Annotated in this window: 16 protein-coding genes and 1 pseudogene; 6 read left to right on the top strand and 11 right to left on the bottom strand. The window is 60.3% G+C overall.

Annotated features, from left to right (window positions below; all coding sequences use genetic code 11):
- Nucleotides 1-190: 190 nt before the first annotated feature.
- From EKA13_RS07165 to EKA13_RS07155, 3 genes are read right to left on the bottom strand one after another with little or no spacing between them, the layout of a single operon-like run.
- Nucleotides 191-1,642: an AdeC/AdeK/OprM family multidrug efflux complex outer membrane factor gene (locus EKA13_RS07165; protein WP_065758698.1), complete on the bottom strand. Its 1,452-nt coding sequence runs from the start codon at nucleotides 1,640-1,642 to the stop codon at nucleotides 191-193.
- The gene (locus tag EKA13_RS07160) at nucleotides 1,639-4,791 is read right to left on the bottom strand and encodes an efflux RND transporter permease subunit (protein WP_065758697.1); all 3,153 of its coding nucleotides are present in this window, start codon (nucleotides 4,789-4,791) and stop codon (nucleotides 1,639-1,641) included. The genes EKA13_RS07165 and EKA13_RS07160 overlap by 4 nt, the downstream gene beginning before the upstream one ends.
- A 3-nt stretch (nucleotides 4,792-4,794) precedes the next feature.
- Entirely contained in the window at nucleotides 4,795-5,955 is a 1,161-nt protein-coding gene (locus EKA13_RS07155) for an efflux RND transporter periplasmic adaptor subunit (protein ID WP_065758696.1), read from the bottom strand.
- A 259-nt stretch (nucleotides 5,956-6,214) separates the two neighbouring features.
- Between EKA13_RS07155 and EKA13_RS07150 the strand changes: the two genes are divergently transcribed.
- Nucleotides 6,215-6,847 (top strand): TetR family transcriptional regulator, encoded by a 633-nt coding sequence (locus EKA13_RS07150; RefSeq protein ID WP_065758695.1) that lies wholly within the window; start codon nucleotides 6,215-6,217, stop codon nucleotides 6,845-6,847.
- Nucleotides 6,848-7,005: 158 nt separating this feature from the next.
- The gene (locus EKA13_RS07145; protein ID WP_065758694.1) at nucleotides 7,006-7,893 is read left to right on the top strand and encodes a DMT family transporter; all 888 of its coding nucleotides are present in this window, start codon (nucleotides 7,006-7,008) and stop codon (nucleotides 7,891-7,893) included.
- Here the strand turns inward: EKA13_RS07145 and EKA13_RS07140 are convergent.
- Nucleotides 7,890-9,380, bottom strand: a complete 1,491-nt coding sequence (locus EKA13_RS07140) for an MDR family MFS transporter (RefSeq protein ID WP_065758693.1) — start codon at nucleotides 9,378-9,380, stop codon at nucleotides 7,890-7,892. The two genes, EKA13_RS07145 and EKA13_RS07140, sit on opposite strands and share 4 nt — an antisense overlap.
- 72 nt (nucleotides 9,381-9,452) lie before the next feature.
- Complete coding sequence (locus EKA13_RS07135) at nucleotides 9,453-10,358, bottom strand: LysR family transcriptional regulator (RefSeq protein ID WP_065758692.1); 906 nt, start codon at nucleotides 10,356-10,358, stop codon at nucleotides 9,453-9,455.
- A gap of 115 nt (nucleotides 10,359-10,473) precedes the next feature.
- Between EKA13_RS07135 and EKA13_RS07130 the strand changes: the two genes are divergently transcribed.
- The gene (locus EKA13_RS07130) at nucleotides 10,474-11,103 is read left to right on the top strand and encodes an NAD(P)-dependent oxidoreductase (protein WP_065758691.1); all 630 of its coding nucleotides are present in this window, start codon (nucleotides 10,474-10,476) and stop codon (nucleotides 11,101-11,103) included.
- On the opposite strand, the gene EKA13_RS07125 is transcribed toward EKA13_RS07130, so the two are convergent.
- Nucleotides 11,098-12,027: an AraC family transcriptional regulator gene (locus EKA13_RS07125; protein ID WP_065758690.1), complete on the bottom strand. Its 930-nt coding sequence runs from the start codon at nucleotides 12,025-12,027 to the stop codon at nucleotides 11,098-11,100. The two genes, EKA13_RS07130 and EKA13_RS07125, sit on opposite strands and share 6 nt — an antisense overlap.
- A gap of 323 nt (nucleotides 12,028-12,350) precedes the next feature.
- Here EKA13_RS07125 and EKA13_RS07120 point away from each other — a divergent pair.
- A pseudogene (locus EKA13_RS07120) lies at nucleotides 12,351-12,644 on the top strand (antibiotic biosynthesis monooxygenase family protein); the annotation flags it as partial.
- Between the two features lie 39 nt (nucleotides 12,645-12,683).
- Nucleotides 12,684-12,914 carry a hypothetical protein gene (locus tag EKA13_RS07115; protein WP_065758689.1) on the top strand — a complete coding sequence of 77 codons (231 nt, stop codon included), beginning with the start codon at nucleotides 12,684-12,686 and terminating at the stop codon, nucleotides 12,912-12,914.
- Nucleotide 12,915: 1 nt separating this feature from the next.
- Here the strand turns inward: EKA13_RS07115 and EKA13_RS07110 are convergent, their stop codons facing one another.
- Together EKA13_RS07110 and EKA13_RS07105 are read right to left on the bottom strand one after the other, a co-directional pair.
- Nucleotides 12,916-13,521 carry a flavin reductase family protein gene (locus tag EKA13_RS07110; protein WP_065758688.1) on the bottom strand — a complete coding sequence of 202 codons (606 nt, stop codon included), beginning with the start codon at nucleotides 13,519-13,521 and terminating at the stop codon, nucleotides 12,916-12,918.
- Nucleotides 13,522-13,630: 109 nt separating this feature from the next.
- Complete coding sequence (locus EKA13_RS07105) at nucleotides 13,631-13,918, bottom strand: hypothetical protein (RefSeq protein WP_065758687.1); 288 nt, start codon at nucleotides 13,916-13,918, stop codon at nucleotides 13,631-13,633.
- 219 nt (nucleotides 13,919-14,137) lie between these two features.
- On the opposite strand from EKA13_RS07105, the gene EKA13_RS07100 reads away from it, so the two are divergent.
- A complete protein-coding gene (locus EKA13_RS07100) occupies nucleotides 14,138-14,893 on the top strand; it encodes a COG4705 family protein (RefSeq protein ID WP_065758686.1) in 756 nt (251 codons plus the stop codon).
- 113 nt (nucleotides 14,894-15,006) lie between these two features.
- Here EKA13_RS07100 and EKA13_RS07095 read toward each other — a convergent pair whose 3' ends face one another.
- From EKA13_RS07095 to EKA13_RS07085, 3 genes are all read right to left on the bottom strand, one after another.
- Nucleotides 15,007-16,326 (bottom strand): MFS transporter, encoded by a 1,320-nt coding sequence (locus EKA13_RS07095; RefSeq protein WP_065758685.1) that lies wholly within the window; start codon nucleotides 16,324-16,326, stop codon nucleotides 15,007-15,009.
- 170 nt (nucleotides 16,327-16,496) lie between these two features.
- A complete protein-coding gene (locus EKA13_RS07090; RefSeq protein WP_065758684.1) occupies nucleotides 16,497-17,831 on the bottom strand; it encodes a sigma-54-dependent transcriptional regulator in 1,335 nt (444 codons plus the stop codon).
- Nucleotides 17,825-19,582, bottom strand: coding sequence for a sensor histidine kinase (locus EKA13_RS07085; RefSeq protein ID WP_065758683.1), 1,758 nt, complete (start codon nucleotides 19,580-19,582; stop codon nucleotides 17,825-17,827). Before EKA13_RS07085 ends, EKA13_RS07090 begins: the two co-directional genes overlap by 7 nt.
- Nucleotides 19,583-19,611 lie beyond the last annotated feature (29 nt).

Below are 19,611 nucleotides of genomic sequence, written 5' to 3'. Positions count from 1 at the left end.
AGGTGGTACATAATTTTTTGCGGCATTCACGTGGCTGCGATGGCCGTGCAGGCATCGGTGCTGCCAGGGTAAGCAGGCCAGGTAGCGTTTTTTCGTGGGGGCAAAAAAAAACCACCGCGAGGGTGGTTTTCAACGAGTGGCTTGCCTGGGTCATGAGCCCAGGCAAGGCAGCAGATTGCTGCCGACGCAATCAGTTCTTCGAAGCCTGCGCTGACGCCTGCTGATCCTGAACGGTTTGTTCATGCCAGCCGCCACCGAGTGCCTTGTACAGGTTGACCTCGCTGACCAGTTGCAACAGGCGGTCGGCGATCAGCGCCTGCTGGCTGCTGAACAGCGAGCGCTGGGCATCGAGGAAGGTCAGGTTGCTGTCGATCCCGATACGGTAGCGACGCTCGGCCAGACGGTAGTAGTCCTGGTTGGCAGCGACCAGGTCACGCTGGGCTTGCAGCTGCTCTTTGAAGGTCTGGCGTGCTGCCAGGCCATCGGAGACTTCCTGGAACGCGGTCTGGATTGTTTTCTCGTACTTGGCGACGTTGATGTCTTTCTGGATTTTCGAGTAATCCAGGCTGGCACGCAGGCTACCCGCGTTGAAGATCGGCAGGTTGATCTGCGGCTGGAACAGCCAGGTGCCAGAGCCACCCTTGAACAGGCCGCCCATGTCTGGGCTGAGGGTGCCGGCGTTGGCCGTCAGGCTGATGCTTGGGAAGAATGCAGCCCTTGCCGCACCGATGTTGGCGTTGGCGGCCTTGAGCAGGTGCTCGGCTTCCTGGATGTCCGGACGGCGTTGCAGCAGCTCGGAAGGCAGGCCTGCCGGTACTTCGCTAAGCAGGTCGGCATTGAGTTCCTGGCTGGCCGGGAGGTTGGCCGGCACGCTAGTGCCGAGCAGCACGGTCAGGCTGTTCAGGTCTTGTGCAACCAGGCGTTGGTACTGGGCCAGCTTGACCCTGGCACCCTCCACCGACGTGCGCGCCTGGCTCAAGTCGAGTGCCGACGACACGCCGACTTCATTGCTACGTTTGGTCAGCTGGTAGCTTTCCTCGTAGGTCTTGAGGGTTTCCTCGGTCAGCTTGAGCAGGGCCTGGTCTGCTTGCCAGGTCAGGTAGGCGTTGGCCACGCTGGCCACCAGGCTGATCTGTGTCGAACGGCGTGCTTGCTCGCTGGACAGGTAGGTTTCCAGTGCCTGTTCGCTGAGGCTGCGGACACGGCCAAACAGGTCCAGCTCATAGGCGCTGACGCCGAGTGTGGCCGAGTACTGGCTGTTGATCGTTGCTTCGCCAGTACTGGAGACATCGCCGGGTACACGCTGGCGGCTACCACTGCCATTGGCCGAAACGGCCGGGAACAGGTCGGCGCGCTGAATGCGGTACTGCGCCCGGTAGGCGTCGATGTTCAATGCCGCAACCCGCAGGTCGCGGTTGTTGACCAGCGCCGTCTGAATCAGCTGTTGCAGTGCCGGGTCATGGAAGAACTGACGCCAGCCTTGCTCGGCTGCCGCGACCTCGGCCGACTCGTTTGGCGAGTAGGCCGGGCCTTGCGGCCACTGAGCCGCCGCTGGCGACTCGGGTGTCTGGTAATCGGGAATCAGCGAGCAGCCGCCAAGAATGAAAGCGGTGACCGCCAGGGACAACAGGGACTTACTCATTGCCCAGCCTCATAGCGTGGAGTTTCGGGGGTGGCGTCGGCTTTAGGCTTCTTGCTGGCGAACAGCGACGACACACTGACGAAGAACAGTGGTACCCAGAAAATGGCCAGTACCGTGGCGGTCAGCATCCCGCCGATAACGCCGGTACCGATAGCATGCTGGCTGCCCGAGCCCGCACCGCTTGAGATAGCCAGAGGTACCACGCCGAGAATGAACGCCAGCGACGTCATGATGATCGGGCGCAGACGCATCCGGCAGGCTTCCACTGCGGCGTCGATCAGGCTGCGACCCTGCTCATGCAGCTCTTTGGCGAACTCGACAATCAGGATCGCGTTCTTTGCAGCAAGCCCGATGGTGGTCAGCAGACCGACCTGGAAGTACACGTCGTTGGACAGACCGCGCAGGCTGGTGGCAGCCAGCGCACCGATGATCCCCAGCGGCACGACCAGCATGACGGCAATCGGGATCGACCAGCTTTCATACAGTGCTGCCAGGCAGAGGAACACCATCAGCAGCGACAGCGCGTACAGGGCTGGGGCTTGCGAGCCGGACAACCGCTCCTCGTAGGATAGACCGGTCCATGAATAGCCAATACCGGCGGGCAGTTGCGCTGCCAGGCGCTCGACTTCAGCCATTGCTTCACCGGTACTGTAGCCCGGGGCCGGCGCACCCAGGATCTCCATGGCTTCAACACCGTTGTAGCGCGACAGCTTCGGTGCGCCATAGATCCACTGGCCTTTGGCGAAGGAGGAGAACGGTACCATTTCACCGATCGAGTTGCGCACATACCACTTCTGCAGGTCTTCCGGGTTCATCCGTGAGCCGGGCTCACCCTGGATATAGACCTTCTTGACCCGACCGCGGTCGATGAAGTCGTTGACGTAGCTGGCACCCAAGGCAATCGACAGTGTGTTGTTGATCTCGGCGATGGTCACACCCAGGGCACTGGCGCGCTCGTCGTCGATGGTCAGTTGGTACTGCGGTTCATCGTTCAGGCCGTTCGGTCGTACTGCAGTCAGTACCTTGCTTTGCGCGGCCATACCGAGGAACTGGTTGCGGGCTTCCATCAGCTTGGCATGGCCGACACCGGCGCGGTCCTGGAGGAACACATCGAAGCCGGTGGCGTTGCCCAGTTCCAGTACTGCGGGAGGGGCGAACGCGAACACCATGGCATCACGGAAGGTGAAGAAATGTTGTTGAGCACGTTTGGCCAGGTTGAATACGCTGTTTTCAGCAGAGCGCTGGTCCCATGGCTTGAGCATGATGAAGGCCATGCCCGAGCTCTGACCACGACCGGCAAAGTTGAAGCCGTTGACGGTAAACACCGAACTGACGGTATCCGACTCCTGCTCCAGCAAATAGCTGCGCATTTCGTCGATGACCACCTGTGTACGCTCGGCGCTGGAGCCTGCAGGTGTCTGCACCTGGGCGAAGAGTACACCCTGGTCTTCTTCCGGCAGGAACGCCGTTGGAATGCGGGTGAACAGCCAGACCATACCGACGACGATGATCAGGTAGGCCAGCAGGTAGGGGGCTTTGTGCCGCAGCATGCTGCCCACACCGCGCTCGTAGCTGCGTACGCTGCGGTCGAAGTTGCGGTTGAACCAGCCAAAGAAGCCACGTTTGGCAACGTGATGCTCACCTTTTGGCACCGCCTTGAGCATGGTCGCACACAGTGCCGGGGTGAAGATCAGCGCTACCAGTACCGACAAGGCCATGGCCGAGACGATGGTGATGGAGAACTGTTTGTAGATCACCCCGGTGGAGCCGCCAAAGAACGCCATGGGCAACAGTACTGCCGACAGTACCAGGGCGATACCGACCAGGGCGCCCTGGATCTGGCCCATGGATTTCTTGGTTGCTTCCTTGGGTGACAGGCCCTCTTCGGACATCACCCGCTCGACGTTTTCCACCACAACGATGGCATCGTCCACCAGCAAGCCGATGGCCAGCACCATGCCGAACATGGTCAGCGTGTTGATGCTGAAACCGGCGGCCGCGAGGATGCCGAAGGTACCCAGCAACACCACCGGTACGGTCATGGTGGTGATGACCGTGGCGCGGAAGTTTTGCAGGAACAGGTACATCACCAGAAACACCAGCACGATGGCTTCGATCAGGGTGTGGATAACTCCGCTGATCGATTCGGTGACCACTGGCGTGGTGTCATACGGGAATACCGCCTTCATGCCTTGCGGGAAGAACGGCTCCAGGTCGCTGATGGTCTTGCGCAGCGCCTTGGCGGTATCCAGCGCGTTGGCGCCGGTTGCCAGCTTGATCGCCATGCCCGAGGCTGGTTTGCCGTTGAATTGGGCACTGACTGCGTAGTTTTCGCCGCCCAGACCGATCTTGGCGACATCACCCAGGCGTACCTGCGAGCCGTCGCGATTGACCTTCAGCAGGATCTTCTCGAACTGCTCGGCGGTTTGCAGGCGGGTCTTGCCGATGATGGTTGCGTTCAGTTGCTGGCCGGGCAGGGCGGGCAGACCGCCGAGCTGGCCGGAGGATATCTGGACGTTCTGCGCGGCAACCGCCGTCTTCACATCCACCGGGGTCAGCTGGAAATTGTTCAGCTTGGCCGGGTCGAGCCAGATACGCATCGCGTACTGGGCACCGAATACCTGGAAGTCACCGACACCGGCGGTACGCGAGATCGGGTCCTGCATGTTCGAGACGATGTAGTTGGCCAGGTCGTCCTTGCTCATGCTGCCGTCTTCGGACACCAGGCCGATTACCATGAGGAAGTTTTTCACTGCCTTGGTAACGCGGATACCCTGTTGCTGCACTTCTTGCGGCAGCAGCGGGGTGGCCAGGTTCAGTTTGTTCTGCACCTGGACCTGCGCGGTATCGGGGTTGGTACCCTGCTCGAAGGTCGCCGTGATGGTCATGCTGCCATCGGAGTTACTTTCCGAGGACACATAACGCAGGTTGTCGATCCCGTTGAGCTGCTGCTCGATCACCTGGACCACGGTGTCCTGCACCGTCTGCGCCGAAGCACCTGGGTAGGTCACGGCGATGGCAATGGCCGGTGGAGCGATGCTTGGATACTGGTTGATTGGCAACTTGAGGATCGACAGTGCGCCGACCAGCATGATCACCAAGGCGATCACCCAAGCGAAGATCGGGCGATCGATAAAGAATCTCGACATGGTTTACTCCCCTTTGGCCTCTGCAGTCGCTGCATTGGCCTGGGCTGGCTTGGCTGGCTGGGCCGACTGGACGTTGGTGGCTTCGCGTGCCTTGACCTCGATGCCCGGTTTGACGAACTGCAGGCCTTCGGTGATCAGGCGGTCGCCCGGGTTCAGGCCTTCCTCGATCAGCCACTGGTTGCCGACGGTACGGTTTGCCTTGAGCTGGCGAAGTTCGACCTTGTTGTCCTGATTGACGACCAATGCGGTTGGAGCACCTTTCAGGTCGCGGGTCACGCCCTGTTGAGGAGCCAGGATCGCTGCGTTCTTGACGCCCGCCTTGAGCTGGGCATGCACGAACATGCCTGGCAACAGGTTGTGGTCAGGGTTAGGGAACACCGCGCGCAGTGTCACCGAGCCGGTGGTGGGGTCGACCGAGACTTCGGAGAACTCCAGGCGCCCGGCATGGGCATAGCTGCTGCCATCTTCAAGGGTCAGTTGAACCTTGGCGGCATTGCTGCCGACCTTTTCCAACTGACCGCTTTCCAGTTCGCGGCGCAGCGTGAGCAGCTCGACCGAGGACTGGGTGACGTCAACATAGATCGGATCGAGCTGCTGGATGACGGCCATGGCATCGGCCTGGCCATTGTTCACCAGCGCACCTTCGGTGACTGACGAGCGGCCAATGCGGCCGGAGATCGGTGCCAGTACCTTGGTGTAGCGCAGGTCGATCTGGGCGCTTTTTAGGGTGGCCTCAGCCTGCAAACGTTTGGCTTGCGCGTCGTCGTATTCCTGACGGCTCACAGCCTGTTCGGCAACCAACTGCTTGTAGCGCTCAGCCAGCGCACGGGTTGATTGCAGGTTGGCCTGGGCACTGGCCAGGGTCGACTCATACACCGATGGGTCAATCTGGTACAGCTGCTGGCCGAGCTTGACCTCGCTGCCTTCAGTGAAAAGACGCTTGAGAATGATGCCGTTAACCTGGGGGCGAACTTCTGCGACCCGGTACGCGGTGGTACGTCCCGGCAGTTCCGTGGTCAGGGTATAGGCTTGAGGTTGAAGGGTGACTACACCCACCTGGGGGGCCTGTGCGACAGGCGCCGCCGCTTCCTTCTTACAGCCGCTGAGCAGTGTTGCCAGGGCGACGGCGGAAACCAGAGCAGTAACAGCTGGTTTGAAGTGCATGGAGATCCTCGGGTCGCTGAGAGCTGAAGACGCTCAAGAGTAGTGGAAATTGAATGAGAGAAAAAATGGCGTCGAGTGGATAAGTAGCTTACTAACGAATATACTTACATTCACGGCTGTTTGTAAACACCTCTCGTTCGGTCTACCCGACTGCAGCGAGACCTGAATTAACCCCCGGGAACTGGCTCAGTAGACACTTGCCCGGCACCGAACCCGAGCGCCCACGGCGCGCCCGGCCCCTTGATGAGGTTGTACTGCCATGGTCCGTCGAACCAAAGAGGAAGCCCAGGAAACCCGTAGCCAGATTCTCGAGGCTGCGGAGAAAGCCTTCTACAAACGCGGGGTGGCGCGCACCACCCTGGCCGATATTGCAGAGCTGGCAGGGGTGACCCGGGGGGCCATTTACTGGCATTTCAACAACAAGGCCGAGCTGGTTCAGGCCATGCTCGATACTTTGCGCGAACCGCTTGATGAGCTGGCAAGGGCGAGTGAGAGCGAGGAGGAAGCCGACCCGTTGGGGTGCATGCGCAAACTGCTCATTCAACTCATGCAGCACTTGGTACTCGACCCTAAGACGCGGCGCATCAATGAAATCCTGCATCACAAGTGTGAGTTCACCGATGACATGTGTGACATTCGCCAGCAGCGCCAGAATTCGACCATTGACTGCCATGCACACATCACGTTGTCGTTGGCCAATGCCATAAGGCGAGGCCAACTCCCCGCCAATGTAGACCCAGAGCGAGCCGCCATTGCAATACATGCTTACATAGACGGCATCATCAAACGCTGGTTGCTGTTACCCGAGAGCTTCGACTTGTTCAAGGATGCCGAACTGTGGGTGGACACCGGCCTTGATATGCTGCGCTTGAGCCCAGCCTTGCGCAAATAAGAGTTTGTGAAGGATTGTGAGTAACTGCGTCTATTTGTTTCCAAGGTCCAGTTGTGCCCAAGGCCTCGTTCAGGTGAAGTCGACAGGTTCCGTTCTCACGGAGTGTCTGCGCTCTGGTAGTTAGCAGGCTAATTAATTATTTTTCATCGAGTCCTACCATGAGAGCCCTGAACCCGAAGCTTGGTGGTGCCGAACGGCCGCTCAAAGGTATTGCCTTGATCTGCCTGGCGGTGCTGTTGTTTGCCAGCCATGACGCCTTGTCCAAATACCTGTCTGGTTTCTATGCCATTGTGATGGTGGTTTGGGCGCGTTATGTGGTGCATACACTGCTGATGCTTGCGGTTTTTGTGCCGCGTGCGGGGTTTTCGGCAGTGGTGCGTACCCGGCGCCCGGGGCTGCAACTGGCACGGGCCTTGTGTCTGATTGGTACCAGCCTGTTCTTCACCACTGGCCTGCGTTACATCCCACTGGCCGAAGCCACGGCGGTCAACTTCCTGGCCCCCTTGCTGGTGACGGCACTGTCGGTGCCGCTGCTGGGCGAGAAGGTCAGTCGCAGCCAGTGGCTGGCGGTGCTCGGTGGTTTTGTCGGGGTGTTGATTGTGGTGCGCCCGGGGGGCGCGCTGTTCACCCCGGCGATTATCCTGCCGTTGTGTTCGGCGCTCTGTTTCGGTGGCTACCAGTTGCTGACGCGCAAGCTCAGCGGCTTTGATAGCCCAACCACCAGTAACTTTCTCACCGGTATTCTCAACAGCCTGATCATGACCGCACTGGTGCCGTTTTTCTGGACAGTGCCTACCCTGACCCACGGCCTGTTCATGATTGGCCTTGGGACCTGCGGTATGCTGGGCCACATGTTGCTGACCCAGGCATTTCGGCATGCCGCTCCAGCGATGCTGGCGCCGTTCAGTTATGGGCAGATCCTGTTTGCCGGGATGTTTGGCTACCTGGTCTTCAACCACACGCCGGACCTGTTCGGTGTGGTTGGCATTACCATCATCTGCGTCAGCGGGCTGGCGGTAGCCTGGGTTCAACGCCGGGGCGCCTAAGTGCGCCCACGCAGTTGTTGATTGGGCAGCCTGAGAGCGGCACCCAGGCCAAGCAGCGAGATCAAGGCGCTGCCCAGCAGGACGTCGCGGAAGGTCAGGCTCAATGCACTGCGCAAGGCTTGCAATGCTTGGCCATCCACGGTGTTCAGGCTGTCGAGCAGGATGTTGCTGGTAAGGCCGTGTTCACTCATGCCAGGCTGAATCGGGCCTGTATGCCCCAGCATTGCCAGCAGTAGCGCTGACATGCTGGCCACACCAATTGCGCCGCCGAGTGCGCGGAACAGGTTGGTGGTGCTGGTGGCGACGCCAATATCACGTGGTTCAACAGAACTCTGCGCGGCGACCAGCGAGGTTGGAAACTGAAGGCCTGAGGCAATGCCGGTCAGCAGCATGAAGGTCGCACTGGTCAGCCATGCGTCTGGCGGGGTCAACGCCATACCGATGATTGCCAGCGGCATGCACAGCGCACCGGTCAGGATCTGCGGCTTGAAGCGACCGCTGCGGGCAGTCAGCCGCCCGCCCGTGTAGGCCCCGATGGGCAGGCCGATGGCCAGCGGCATCAGGTAAAGCGCTGCGCTATCGGCACCCGCACCGGTGATGCTTTGAAAGCGCAGGGGCATCAGCATAGACAGCGAAATGGCCTGGAAACTGGTCATGAAAATAGTGCACCAGCACAGTACTGCTGTGCGATTGCTGAACAGCTTCAATGGCAACAAGGGCTCGGGTGTTCGCCGCTGGTGGGCCACGAACAGCACCAGCCCGACCACGGCAGTACTCAGTAAACCGAGCATTTCCTGGCTGTTCCAGGCGTAGCCTTGGCCGATCAGGGTAATGGCCATCAGCAGGGTACCGAGCCCGGCCACCAGCAGCACGCTACCCAGGTAATCGATCACCGCCGTCCGCTGAGGGATGACCAGCACGCGCAAGGTGCGTCGAGCGATCCACCAGGCGAGCAGACCCAGAGGCAGGTTCAACCAGAACACCCAATGCCAGGACAGGTATTCGGTGAGGTAACCACCAAACACGGGCCCAGTGACGCTGGCCAAGGCATACATACTGCTGAAATAGCCCTGATAGCGACCACGGTCGCGCGGTGCAATGATGTCGCCAATGATTGCCTGGCTGACCGAGATCATCCCGCCAGCACCGATGCCCTGCAGTACCCTGGCGACTACCAGTTGCTCCATACTCTGCGACAGGGCACAGAATACCGAGGCCAGGGTAAACAGGCCGATTCCGAACAGAATCATCCGCCGACGCCCATACAGATCGCCCAGTTTGCCGTAGATCGGCACGGCCACCGTCATCGCCACCATGTAACCGGATATCACCCAGGCCAACAGGCTGACATTGTTGAACTGGGTCGAAATGGCTGGCATCGACACGGCGACGATGGTCTGGTCCAGTGCGCCAAGGAAAATTGCCAGCATCAGGGCGACCAATACGCTACGCAGGACGGTTGGGGGCAAAGGAGCGTTCACGGACAAACCTTGGAGAAAAGTGAGTGGCCAGTTTACCTGCGTGCGTCGACTTTTCTAATCCGCCAGAGGCGTAACGAGCTAAAGGCCGATGTCCCATGCCGGTTCGGCGTTGAAGCGCTCCGCGAGAAAGTCGAGCATGCTGCGCAAGGTCGCGGGCATATGCTTGCGTGAGGTGTACACCGCATTCAGGTTCAGCTCGCGTGGCTTGGCATCCGGCAGCAACCGGATCAGCTCTTTGCTGCGCAGCGACTCGGCCGCCAGGTAGGTTGGCAGCATTGCGATACCGGCCCCGGCCAAGGTAGCCCGTTGCAGCGTCAGTGCCTCATTGGCGCTGATAGAGCCTTGCACCGGAACCGAGACGGCCTCGCCGTGAAGCTCGAAATGCCAGAGGCTGTGGCCAAAGTAGGAGTGGGTCAGGCAGTTGTGCCGGGCCAGGTCCTCGACCCTTTGTGGTGCCGGGTGCTCGCGCAGGTACGCGGGTGACGCGCAGATCACTGAACGACAGACAGTCAGGCGCCGTGCAATCAGGTTGGGATCAAGGTCATTGCTGGTCCGGATCGCCAGATCAATGCGTTCGTCCACCAGGTTGACGGTACGGTCGAGCATCTGCAGGTCGACCTTCACGTCTGGATAGCGCTTCACATAGTCGGCGACAGCTTCGACCAACTGCGCATGAGCGAACGAGGTGCTGACACTGATGCGCAGTTCACCGTGTGGCGCATCATCCGGCCGCCTGACCGCCGCTTGCAGGTCGCCGGCCATTTCCAGCATTTGTCGGCAGCGCGGCAGCGTTTCGTTGCCGGCTGCGGTCAGGCTCAGTTTGCGCGTAGTGCGTTGCATCAGCCGTGCACCGACCCAGTCCTCGAGCTCTGCCAGGTAGCGCGAAACGACCGGGCGTGAAAGCTCCAGGTGGTCGGCGGCAGCCGATTGGCTGCCGAGGTCAACCACGGTCACAAACACCCGCATTGCAGTCAGACGGTCCATGATTTGCCCGATTTCAGAAACAAACTATGTCCAAGCATCGCATTTTTTGCGACGGTTCATGCAACTAAGCTGTTCCTCATTGATGACTTCAGTGCAACTCAGATCGGAGGTTTCCATGAGCAAGATCGCAATTATCGGTGCTACTGGCCGTGCTGGTAGCCAGTTGTTGGAAGAAGCCTTGCGCCGTGGTCACAGCGTCACGGCCATTGCCCGCAATACGGCCTCCCTGGCCGGACGCTCGGGCGTGACCACACGTCAGCTGGATGTCACTGATGCTGCCGCGCTAGAGCAGGCCCTGGTCGGCCATGACGTGGTGCTCAGTGCGGCACATTTCTCCGGGATCAAGCCGCAGGCGATCATCGAGCCGGTGAAGCGGGCCGGGGTCAAGCGTCTGCTGGTCGTCGGAGGCGCCGGTAGCCTGCTGCTGCCATCCGGGCACAAAGTGATCGACAGCCCGGACTTCCCGGAAGCCTATAAGGCTGAGGCTACAGCAGGCGGCCATTACCTGGACACCTTGCGCCAGGAGCACGAACTGGACTGGACCTTCCTTTCACCCTCGGCCGAGTTTGTTGAGGGCGCGCGTACTGGCGTGTACACGCTGGGCAAGGATCACTTGCTGATTGGCGCTGACGGCAGAAGCTGGATCACCTTTGCCGACTACGCCATTGCCATGCTCGACGAGGTAGAGAAACCAGCCCATTCTCGCCAGCGTTTCACCGTGGGCGCCGGCAAGGGCGACCTATAAGGCGCTGCGTAGCCGGGCCAGGTCTCGCAGCGGCGGTGCCCCGTACAGGCGGCTGTACTCGCGGCTGAACTGTGACGGGCTCTCATAGCCGACGCGATAGGCCGCCACCGAAGCCTCCAGCCCATCGTTGAGCATCAACCGCCTGGCCTCCTGCAGACGCAGTTGTTTTTGGTACTGCAGGGGGCTCATCGAGGTCACGGCCTTGAAGCGGTGGTGCAGTGTTGACGTGCTGAGGTTCACCGCCCGGGCCAGTTCGTCAATGCGCAACGGGTGGTGGAAATGCTCGTTCAGCCATTGAACGGCCTGACAGACACGGTGTGTCTGGCTGTTGGCCATGGCTATCTCGTAAAGCCGGTAACCCTGCTGCCCGCGCAGTAGCCGGTACAGAATCTCGCGGCGTACCAGCGGTGCCAGTACGGCAATGTCTCTGGGGGTGTCGAGCAGGCGGACCAGGCGCAGCAAGGCATCGAGCAGCTCGCTGTCGATGCGTTCGATAAACAGACCGCGCCCTGAGCGTGGGGATGGCACGCTCATTGGGCCGGCTTCGGCAATCAGGCTATGGATTTCAGCTGGGTCGATATCCAGGCGCACGCCAAGTGTCGGGTTTTCAGGGCTCGCATCCAGCAGTACACCACTGATCGGCAGGGCCACCGATACGACCATGTAGTGCAGTGGATCGTAGGTGTAGCACTCATCGCCCAATCGGACTTCCTTGCTGCCATGGGCCATGATGCACAGCGCTGGTTGCGCCAGTGTAGGCATCGAGCGCACCCGCTCTTCATAGCGCACCAGGTACAGGTCGTCGATGGCCGATGCAACGCCAATCTGGCTGGTCGTGTGTCGCTTGATCAGGTCGGCCAGTTCCAGTCGTTGCTGCTCGAAAGCAGGTTCCAGTTGAAGGGCGGCGGGGGCTTCGGATGACATGCGACAGCTTCCAGAGGTGACCGGATAAAGCATAGGTTTGTGCAAGTGGTGACGCTAGTCCGATGCTGCCGGGTTCTTGCCTGATCCTGCGTAAGCAGTCTCTCATGAGGGCACGATGGTGCTGAGTGCTTGCCTGAAATCCATCGGCATGGGCGAGGCCTCGCGTCAGGCTGGGCTTTCGCTGGCAATGACCCGGTGCAGAATCAGGCAAGTCATCGGCAGGAATTGCCTATCGCCACGCGTGTCTGCGGTTCTACGCTGTGCAACCTGGCAATTTCCCCCTCTGGCCGCTTTCAGGAGAACCGCCCATGATTTCACCGTAACCGGTCAGCCATCTTGCGTTCGTTCGTGCCAGTTCCGGGCGTTCGGCAGAGCTGGGCGAACGCCTGCAGCAGTTGCTTGAGCCTTCTCGACAGGCACCCGGTTGCCTGAGCTTCAGCCTGCAACGCTCTACCAGCGATACGCAGCTTTGGCTGCTCAGCGGCTCCTGGCGCAATTCGGCTGCGATGGCAGACTATTTCGCCTCGCCAACCTTGATGCTGTTCGGTGACTTGCTTCAGGCGCAGCTACTCGACAGCCTCGACGTACAGACATTCGGCGAGGCGCACACAGGTTAGAATGCTGGCTTTCCAGTCACCGAGGCAGGTTTCAACTCCATGGCACGCAGAGAGTTTGCACAGTACGAGGCCGTTTCGGCCGTGGTTCCGGGAGAGGGCGGTTACAGTGCCGCCATCGCGGTAAAAGGTCTGGGCGCCGGTGGTGCACCACGCTTCCACAAAGTGCTGCCGGGCCAGACCTTCAAGACTGCTCACGAAGCTGACGTCGCGGCGTGTGGCGAACTAGAGCGCTTGGTCGGGATCAGCGAGGACGCCGAACTGCGCTGGTAACTCACACCTGTGGACGGGGCATCTTGAACAGGTTGCCCAGTTCAAAGTAGTCCGCCGGGCCGCCACCACGAAGGATCGGCTCGGCGGCCGCCGTGTCGTAGATACCCTCTTTGAGCAGATGCTCGGCGATATGCACGGCCACCACTTCACCCAGAATCAGCCAACTCGGTACCAGCGCCTGGTCGGCACGTTGCAGTTGGACGATCTGCGTCACCTTGCATTCAAATGACACCGGGCTTTCCTGCACGCGTGGTACGGCGATTACCTTCGAGGCGGCGGGTGTCAGCCCGCTCAAGGCGAACTCATCGACGTGCGACGCCACTGCTGCGCAGCTCTGGTTCATGGCTTCGGCCAAGGGACGGGTAGCCAGGTTCCAGGCGAACTCGCCGGTCTGCTCGATGTTGTTCAGGCTGTCTTTGCGCCCGACGCTGCAGAAGCCGATGATCGGTGGGATGTAATTGAACGCGTTGAAAAAGCTGTACGGCGCGAGGTTCAGGCGACCTTCTGCGTCCTGGCTAGAGATCCAGCCAATCGGTCGTGGGCCGACGATAGCGTTGAAGGGATCGTGGGGCAGGCCATGGCCTTCTGCGGGTTCGTAGTAGTACATCGAGGGTCTGCTAGCAATTTTACGGCCTGCTAGTGTGCCAAGGTCCATCGTCGTTGAAAACGACCAAGCCCGGCCGAAGCCGGGCGTTGAGCATGTCGTTGCCGTTGTATTAGCTGAAGCGGTGGGCCTGGGTGCGGTCGAAACCATCTGCGGCAAACTTGGCAGCGCCGGTGCGGTCAAAGCCGTCTTCGGCAAATTTGCCAGCGCCGGTGCGGTCAAAGCCGTCTTCAGCAAATTTGCCAGCCCCCGTCCGATCAAAACCGTCTTCGACATAGCCGGCTGATTGGCTGTGCTCGCTGGTAAAGCTGTGAGCATGGGTACGTTCAAAGCCATCTTCAGCGAATGCGTTTGCAGCCAGAACCGAGAAGGCGAGGGTCAGGATCAGTTTGCTTTTCATGGTGGTTGCTCCGGGGTAGTGAGGGGTTGTGTGTTGCTATGGGTTCAATGTTACGCTCGTTAAATTGATAAAAAAGCGCAAAAAATAACGCGTATAAATCAGTTAATTCGATACATATGGCGAAACAAAAAAATCCAACGAATTTTTCATCTCTGCTCGACTGGTTTTTCATCCGCCTTTACGCAGCCTTGCCGCACTTTTTCCTGGAGCGGTGAACGCGTGAATAAACTTCCTCAGATAACCCTGGCGTTCTGGGTCATGAAGATCTGTGCAACCACCTTGGGCGAAACCGCCGGTGACTTGCTTTCAATGACCCTGAACGTTGGCTATGCCCTCAGTTCGGTCATTCTGATCAGCATTTTCCTGGCGACCCTGGTTACCCAGCTGTTTTCCCGTACCTACAGCCCGGTGCTGTACTGGTTGGTGATTCTGTCGACCAGTACCGCCGGTACGACGATGTCCGATTTCATGGACCGCACACTGGGCTTGGGCTATGCCAGTGGTTCGATGATCCTGATCGGCATTCTGGCGGTGATTTTTGTTGCGTGGCGCTTCAGCGGTGACTCGCTCAACGTCAGCCATGTTCAAACGCGGCGTGGCGAGCTGTTCTACTGGGCCGCGATTCTGTTCTCCAACACCCTGGGTACCGCGTTGGGCGACTACCTGGCCGACGACTCCGGCCTGGGCTTTGCCGGTGGTGCGTTGCTGATCGGTTCGGCCATTGGCGTGGTGGTGTTGGCGCGCTACTGGACGCGGTTGTCGGGTGTGTTGCTGTTCTGGGTAGCGTTTGTGCTGACTCGGCCATTCGGCGCCACCTTGGGCGACTTCCTGACCAAGCCGCACGAAAAGGGCGGGCTGGATTTCGGCACCGTCGGTTCATCGCTGGTGCTGGGTGGTGTGCTGTTGGTGCTGATTGTCGCAGCTTCGTACTACCAAGGACGTGAGCAACGGCCAGTCGCCGCCGAACTTTCGTGAGGCACTGAACAGCAAAAAAGGGGGCCATTACTGGCCCCCTTTTTTGTATTTGGGCGCTGATCCCTGCGCCGACGCCATCGCAGGCAAACCTGCATCCCAAAAAGACTGCTGTATCAGTCGGTGACGATTCGAGAATGCTGGCGGGTGTCCTTCATGAATACATACACCAACAGCGAACAGGCGATGCAGGCGGTGACGTACCAGTAGAAGCCGGCTTCCATGCCATTGCTCTTGAACCACAGCGCCACGTATTCGGCGGTACCGCCGAAAATCGATACGGTCAGTGCATAGGGCAGGCCAACGCCCAGGGCGCGGATCTCGGTAGGGAACAGCTCGGCTTTGACCACGGCGTTGATCGAGGTGTAGCCACTGACGATGATCAGTGCAGCCATGATCAGGAAGAACGCACCCCACCAGGTCTGGATGGTGTGCAGGGTGCTGAGGATCGGTACGGTGAACAGTGTTCCCAAAACACCAAAGGCAATCAGGATCGGACGACGGCCAATTTTGTCGGACAGGCCGCCGATCACTGGCTGCAGGCACATGAACAGGAACATTGTGGCCGCTGAAATGGTGGTCGAGTCGCTGATGGTCATGCCCACCGTGTTTACCAGGTACTTCTGCATGTAGGTGGTGTAGGTGTAGAAGGCCAGGGTACCGCCCATGGTCAGGCCAACTACCGTCATCAGCTCCTTGGGATGACGTATCAGTGTGCGCATCAGGCTTTCCTTGGACTTCTCCTTCTTGGTGAACGAGCTGGTCTCTTCCATGCCACGGCGCAGGTACAGCGCAACCACTGCACACAGCGCGCCGATCACGAACGGTACGCGCCAGCCCCAGGCGTAGAGCTCTTCGGTGGTCAGTGTCTGTTGCAGGACGATCAACACAGCCAGGGCGATGAGCTGGCCGGAGATCAGCGTCACGTACTGGAAGCTGGAGAAGAAACCACGGCGCTCCTTGCTGGCCATCTCGCTGAGGTAGGTAGCCGAAGTACCGTATTCACCGCCCACGGACAGGCCCTGCATCAAGCGGGCGATCACCAGCAATACAGGGGCTGCAACCCCGATGGTTTCATAGCCGGGAGTCAGGGCGATGAGCAGCGAGCCGGCACACATCAACAGCACCGAGGCCATCAGCGCAGCCTTGCGTCCCTTGCGGTCGGCGTACAGGCCCATCAGCCAGCCGCCGATAGGGCGCATCAGGAAGCCCACGGCGAAGATCGCGGCGGTGTTGAGCAGTTGTGCGGTGGAGTCGCCTGCTGGGAAGAAAGCCTTGGCGAAATACAGCGAGAATGCGGCGTAGACGTACCAGTCGTACCATTCGACCATGTTGCCGATGGAGCCACTGAAGATCGACTTGAGCCGGCTGGCAGTGTTTTTTTCTGCGGCAGGCGCGATGGCCGCCCCGACAGACAGGGTGCTTGAATTATCCATGATGGATCCTTCTCGTTGTTTTTGTGGAGCGCGCCGAAACGCAGCTTGCCTGTGCCATAGCAGGAGCTGTGCCAGATGCCAGAGGCCTGTTCTAGAAGGGTTTAGCCTCTCTGGTGAGCGGAAATTCGCTTATCGGTCAGGGGGTGATCAGCAAGAATCCGCTTATTGGCTCAGGGCCGGTCGAGAAAGTCTTCACGCTGCAGGCCGTGGCGCTGCATCTTTTCGTTGAGGGTGCGCCGGGGCAGTTGCAGCTCCTCGAGCACTGCCTTGATATCGCCCTTGTTGCGGGTAAGTGCCGCACGCAGGCATTGGGCCTCAAAGGCCTCTGTCTGGGCGCTCAGCGACTGCCCACCTTCTACCGCCAGCGTTTGAGGGGGTGTCAGGCCCAGAACGTGGCGCTCAGCAGCGTTAGCCAGTTCGCGCACGTTGCCTGGCCAATCGTGGCTGAGCAGGTTGCCCAGTTGTGCGCCGCTTAAAACGGGCGGGGTACGGGCCAGTCGTGCGGCGGCGGTGCGGGCGAAATGCTGGAACAGCAAGGGGATGTCTTCGCGGCGCTCGCGTAACGGCGCCAAGTGCAGTTCGGCGACGTTCAAGCGGTAGGCAAGGTCTTCACGAAAGCGCCCGGCGCGGGCCTCTTCAAGCAGATCGGGTTTGGTCGCGGCAATGATCCGCAGGTCGATGGCGATGCTCTGGTTGGCCCCCAGGCGTTCCAGCTTCTGTTCCTGCAAGACGCGCAGCAGCTTGGCCTGTTGAGCCAAGGGCATGCTCTCGATTTCGTCGAGGAACACCGTGCCGCCGTTGGCGTATTCCAGCTTGCCAATACGTTTGCCCTGAGCACCGGTGAAGGCACCGCTTTCGTGGCCGAACAGCTCAGCTTCAAACAACTGCTCGGGGATCGCCGCGCAGTTAAGCGCGACAAAAGGTTTGTTCGCACGCGGGCCGAAATCGTGCAGGCAACGGGCAACCTGCTCCTTGCCGCTACCGGTTTCGCCACGTATCAGGACATTGACCGGTAGCGCGGCGAGCTCCAGTACCTGACGGCGTAACTGCTGCATGCCTTGGGACATGCCAAGCAACGTGGACTCCAGCCGCGCCTTGAGGTCGGCCTGCTCATGTAGCGAGCGGTTTTCCAGCACCAATTGGCGCTTTTCCAAAGCGCGGCGCAGGCTGCTGAGCAGGTCTTCGGGGCTGAACGGCTTTTCCAGAAAGTCGTAGGCCCCCTTGCGCATGGCCTGTACGGCCATCGGCACATCGCCATGGCCGGTCAGCAGGATCACCGGCAGGTCGGCATCGCGTGCTTGCAGCTGTTCCAGCAGTTGCAGGCCATCCATGCCGGGCATGCGCACATCGCTCACCACCACACCGGGGAAGTGCTCGGGCAATTGTGCCAGGCACGCCTCGGCACGGTTGTGCAACTGAACGCTGAAGCCCGACAGCGTCAGCCACTGCTCCACCGCAGTAAGGATGCTGGCTTCGTCATCAACGACGATCACCGAATTCAACATGCTGGCTCCGTATCGCTGGGCAAGGTCAGGGTGAAGCGGGCGCCACCCGGCAGGTTTTCAACCTGCAGGCGACCACCGATTTCATGGACGATACCGTAGGAGATAGCAAGACCCAGGCCAAGCCCTTCACCCACAGGTTTGGTGGTGAAAAACGGGTCGAAAACGTTGCCCAAGTGTTCGTCGGCAATACCGCCACCGCTGTCCAGTATGCTCAGCTTCCAATCGTGCTGGTCGACCTCAATGCGCACTTCCAGGCGTTTGTAGGGCTTGTCGAGCATGGCGTCGAGGGCATTGCGCAGCAGGTTGATCAGCACCTGTTCAAGGCGGATCGCATCGCCACGCACCCAGGCTGGTCGGGCCAGGTACAGCGCCGTACTGACACCCTCGGCGCGGATACGCGGATCTAGCAACTGCATGGCCTGATCCACCACCGTGGCCAGGTCCAGGCGTTCGCGCAGGCCGCTGGGGCTGTTGCGGGCGAACGTTTTCAAGTGCCCGGTCAGGGCCGCCATGCGGGTCAGCATCTGTTCCAGTGGTTCCAGTGCCTTACGCGCTTCGTCGAGGCGTTCATTGTCGAGGAGCAGGCGCAAGGTAGCCAGTTGCATGCGCTGGGTGGTCAGCGGCTGGTTGATCTCGTGGGCCAGGGCGGCCGACATCTGCCCCAGGGCGGCCAGTTTGGCGGACTGCACCAAGCCTTCCTGAGCGGTACGCAGGTCGCGGGTGCGGGCTTCGACCAAACACTCCAGCTCCTGGCGGCTACGTTGGCGCAGGCGTGCCATGCGCAGGCGCTGGCTGATGAACAGCAGCGCAAAGAACAGGCTTAGCCATAACGCGGCAGCCGCCAGGGCTGCGTTGCGCCCGTCTTCAGTCACCTGGGGCGAGCGCAACAGGTGCAGTGTCCAGCCTTCAGTGCCCAGCGGCAGGCTTTCCCACAGGTAGTCCCTGGTGCCTGCTGGCCCCTGGACACTGACCAGTTGGCTGTTGTCATCAAAGCGGTTCAGTGGATGATGTTTCAGAGGTACCAGCGGCTGTTTGTCGTATTGCCGGGTTTGCTCCAGCTCCTTGCGGTCTTCGGCGCCAAGCGGTTGCAGTTCGCGGTAGCGCCAGCCGTCCTGGTTAGCGATGAAGATAATGCCGCGGGCATCACTGACCAGCAGGATATCGTTGCCCTGGCGCCACTCCCGCTCCAGCTCCGGAAACTCCAGTTTGACCACCATCGCCCCGAGAAAGCGCCCGTTACTGTCCTTGACCGCACTGGAGAGGAAGTAGCCAGGGATGCCGCTGGTGACCCCTACGGCGTAGAAACGCCCACTGCCCTGGTTCATGGTCTGTTTGAAGTAGGGGCGGAACGCATAGTTCTGCCCAACGTAAGTGCTGGGCAAACGCCAGTTGCTGGCGGCGACGGCCAGGCCCGTGTGGTCCAGCAGTTCCAGGGTCGAGGAATTGGCCGCGCCGTTGATACGCTCCAGCTTGTGGTTGAGCGCCTCTTGAACCTCGGCTGTAACCGGGCCGCTGAGGGCTGCGATCAGTTCCGGGTCGAGGGCCAGCACCGCGGGCAAGGCGCGGTAGCGTTCGATCAGGGTGTGTAGCGAATTGGCGTACAGCCCCAGTTGCTGGCTCGCCCTGGAGGCATCTTCCAGCAAGGCCTGGCGCTGGGCGTGCTGCCAGGCCCACGCCGTGCTCAAGAGCATGCCTGTGAGCATCAGGAACAGCATCAGGCCCAAGCGCATGGCGCGAAAGGAAATAGGCATGGCAAACAGAATCCCGGCAACGGGGAAGG

It is taken from the genome of Pseudomonas defluvii (genome assembly GCF_001695625.1).
Taxonomy (GTDB): domain Bacteria; phylum Pseudomonadota; class Gammaproteobacteria; order Pseudomonadales; family Pseudomonadaceae; genus Aquipseudomonas; species Aquipseudomonas defluvii.
Note: the sequence above shows the minus strand (reverse complement) of the source record. Positions and strands in the feature narration are given on the sequence as shown.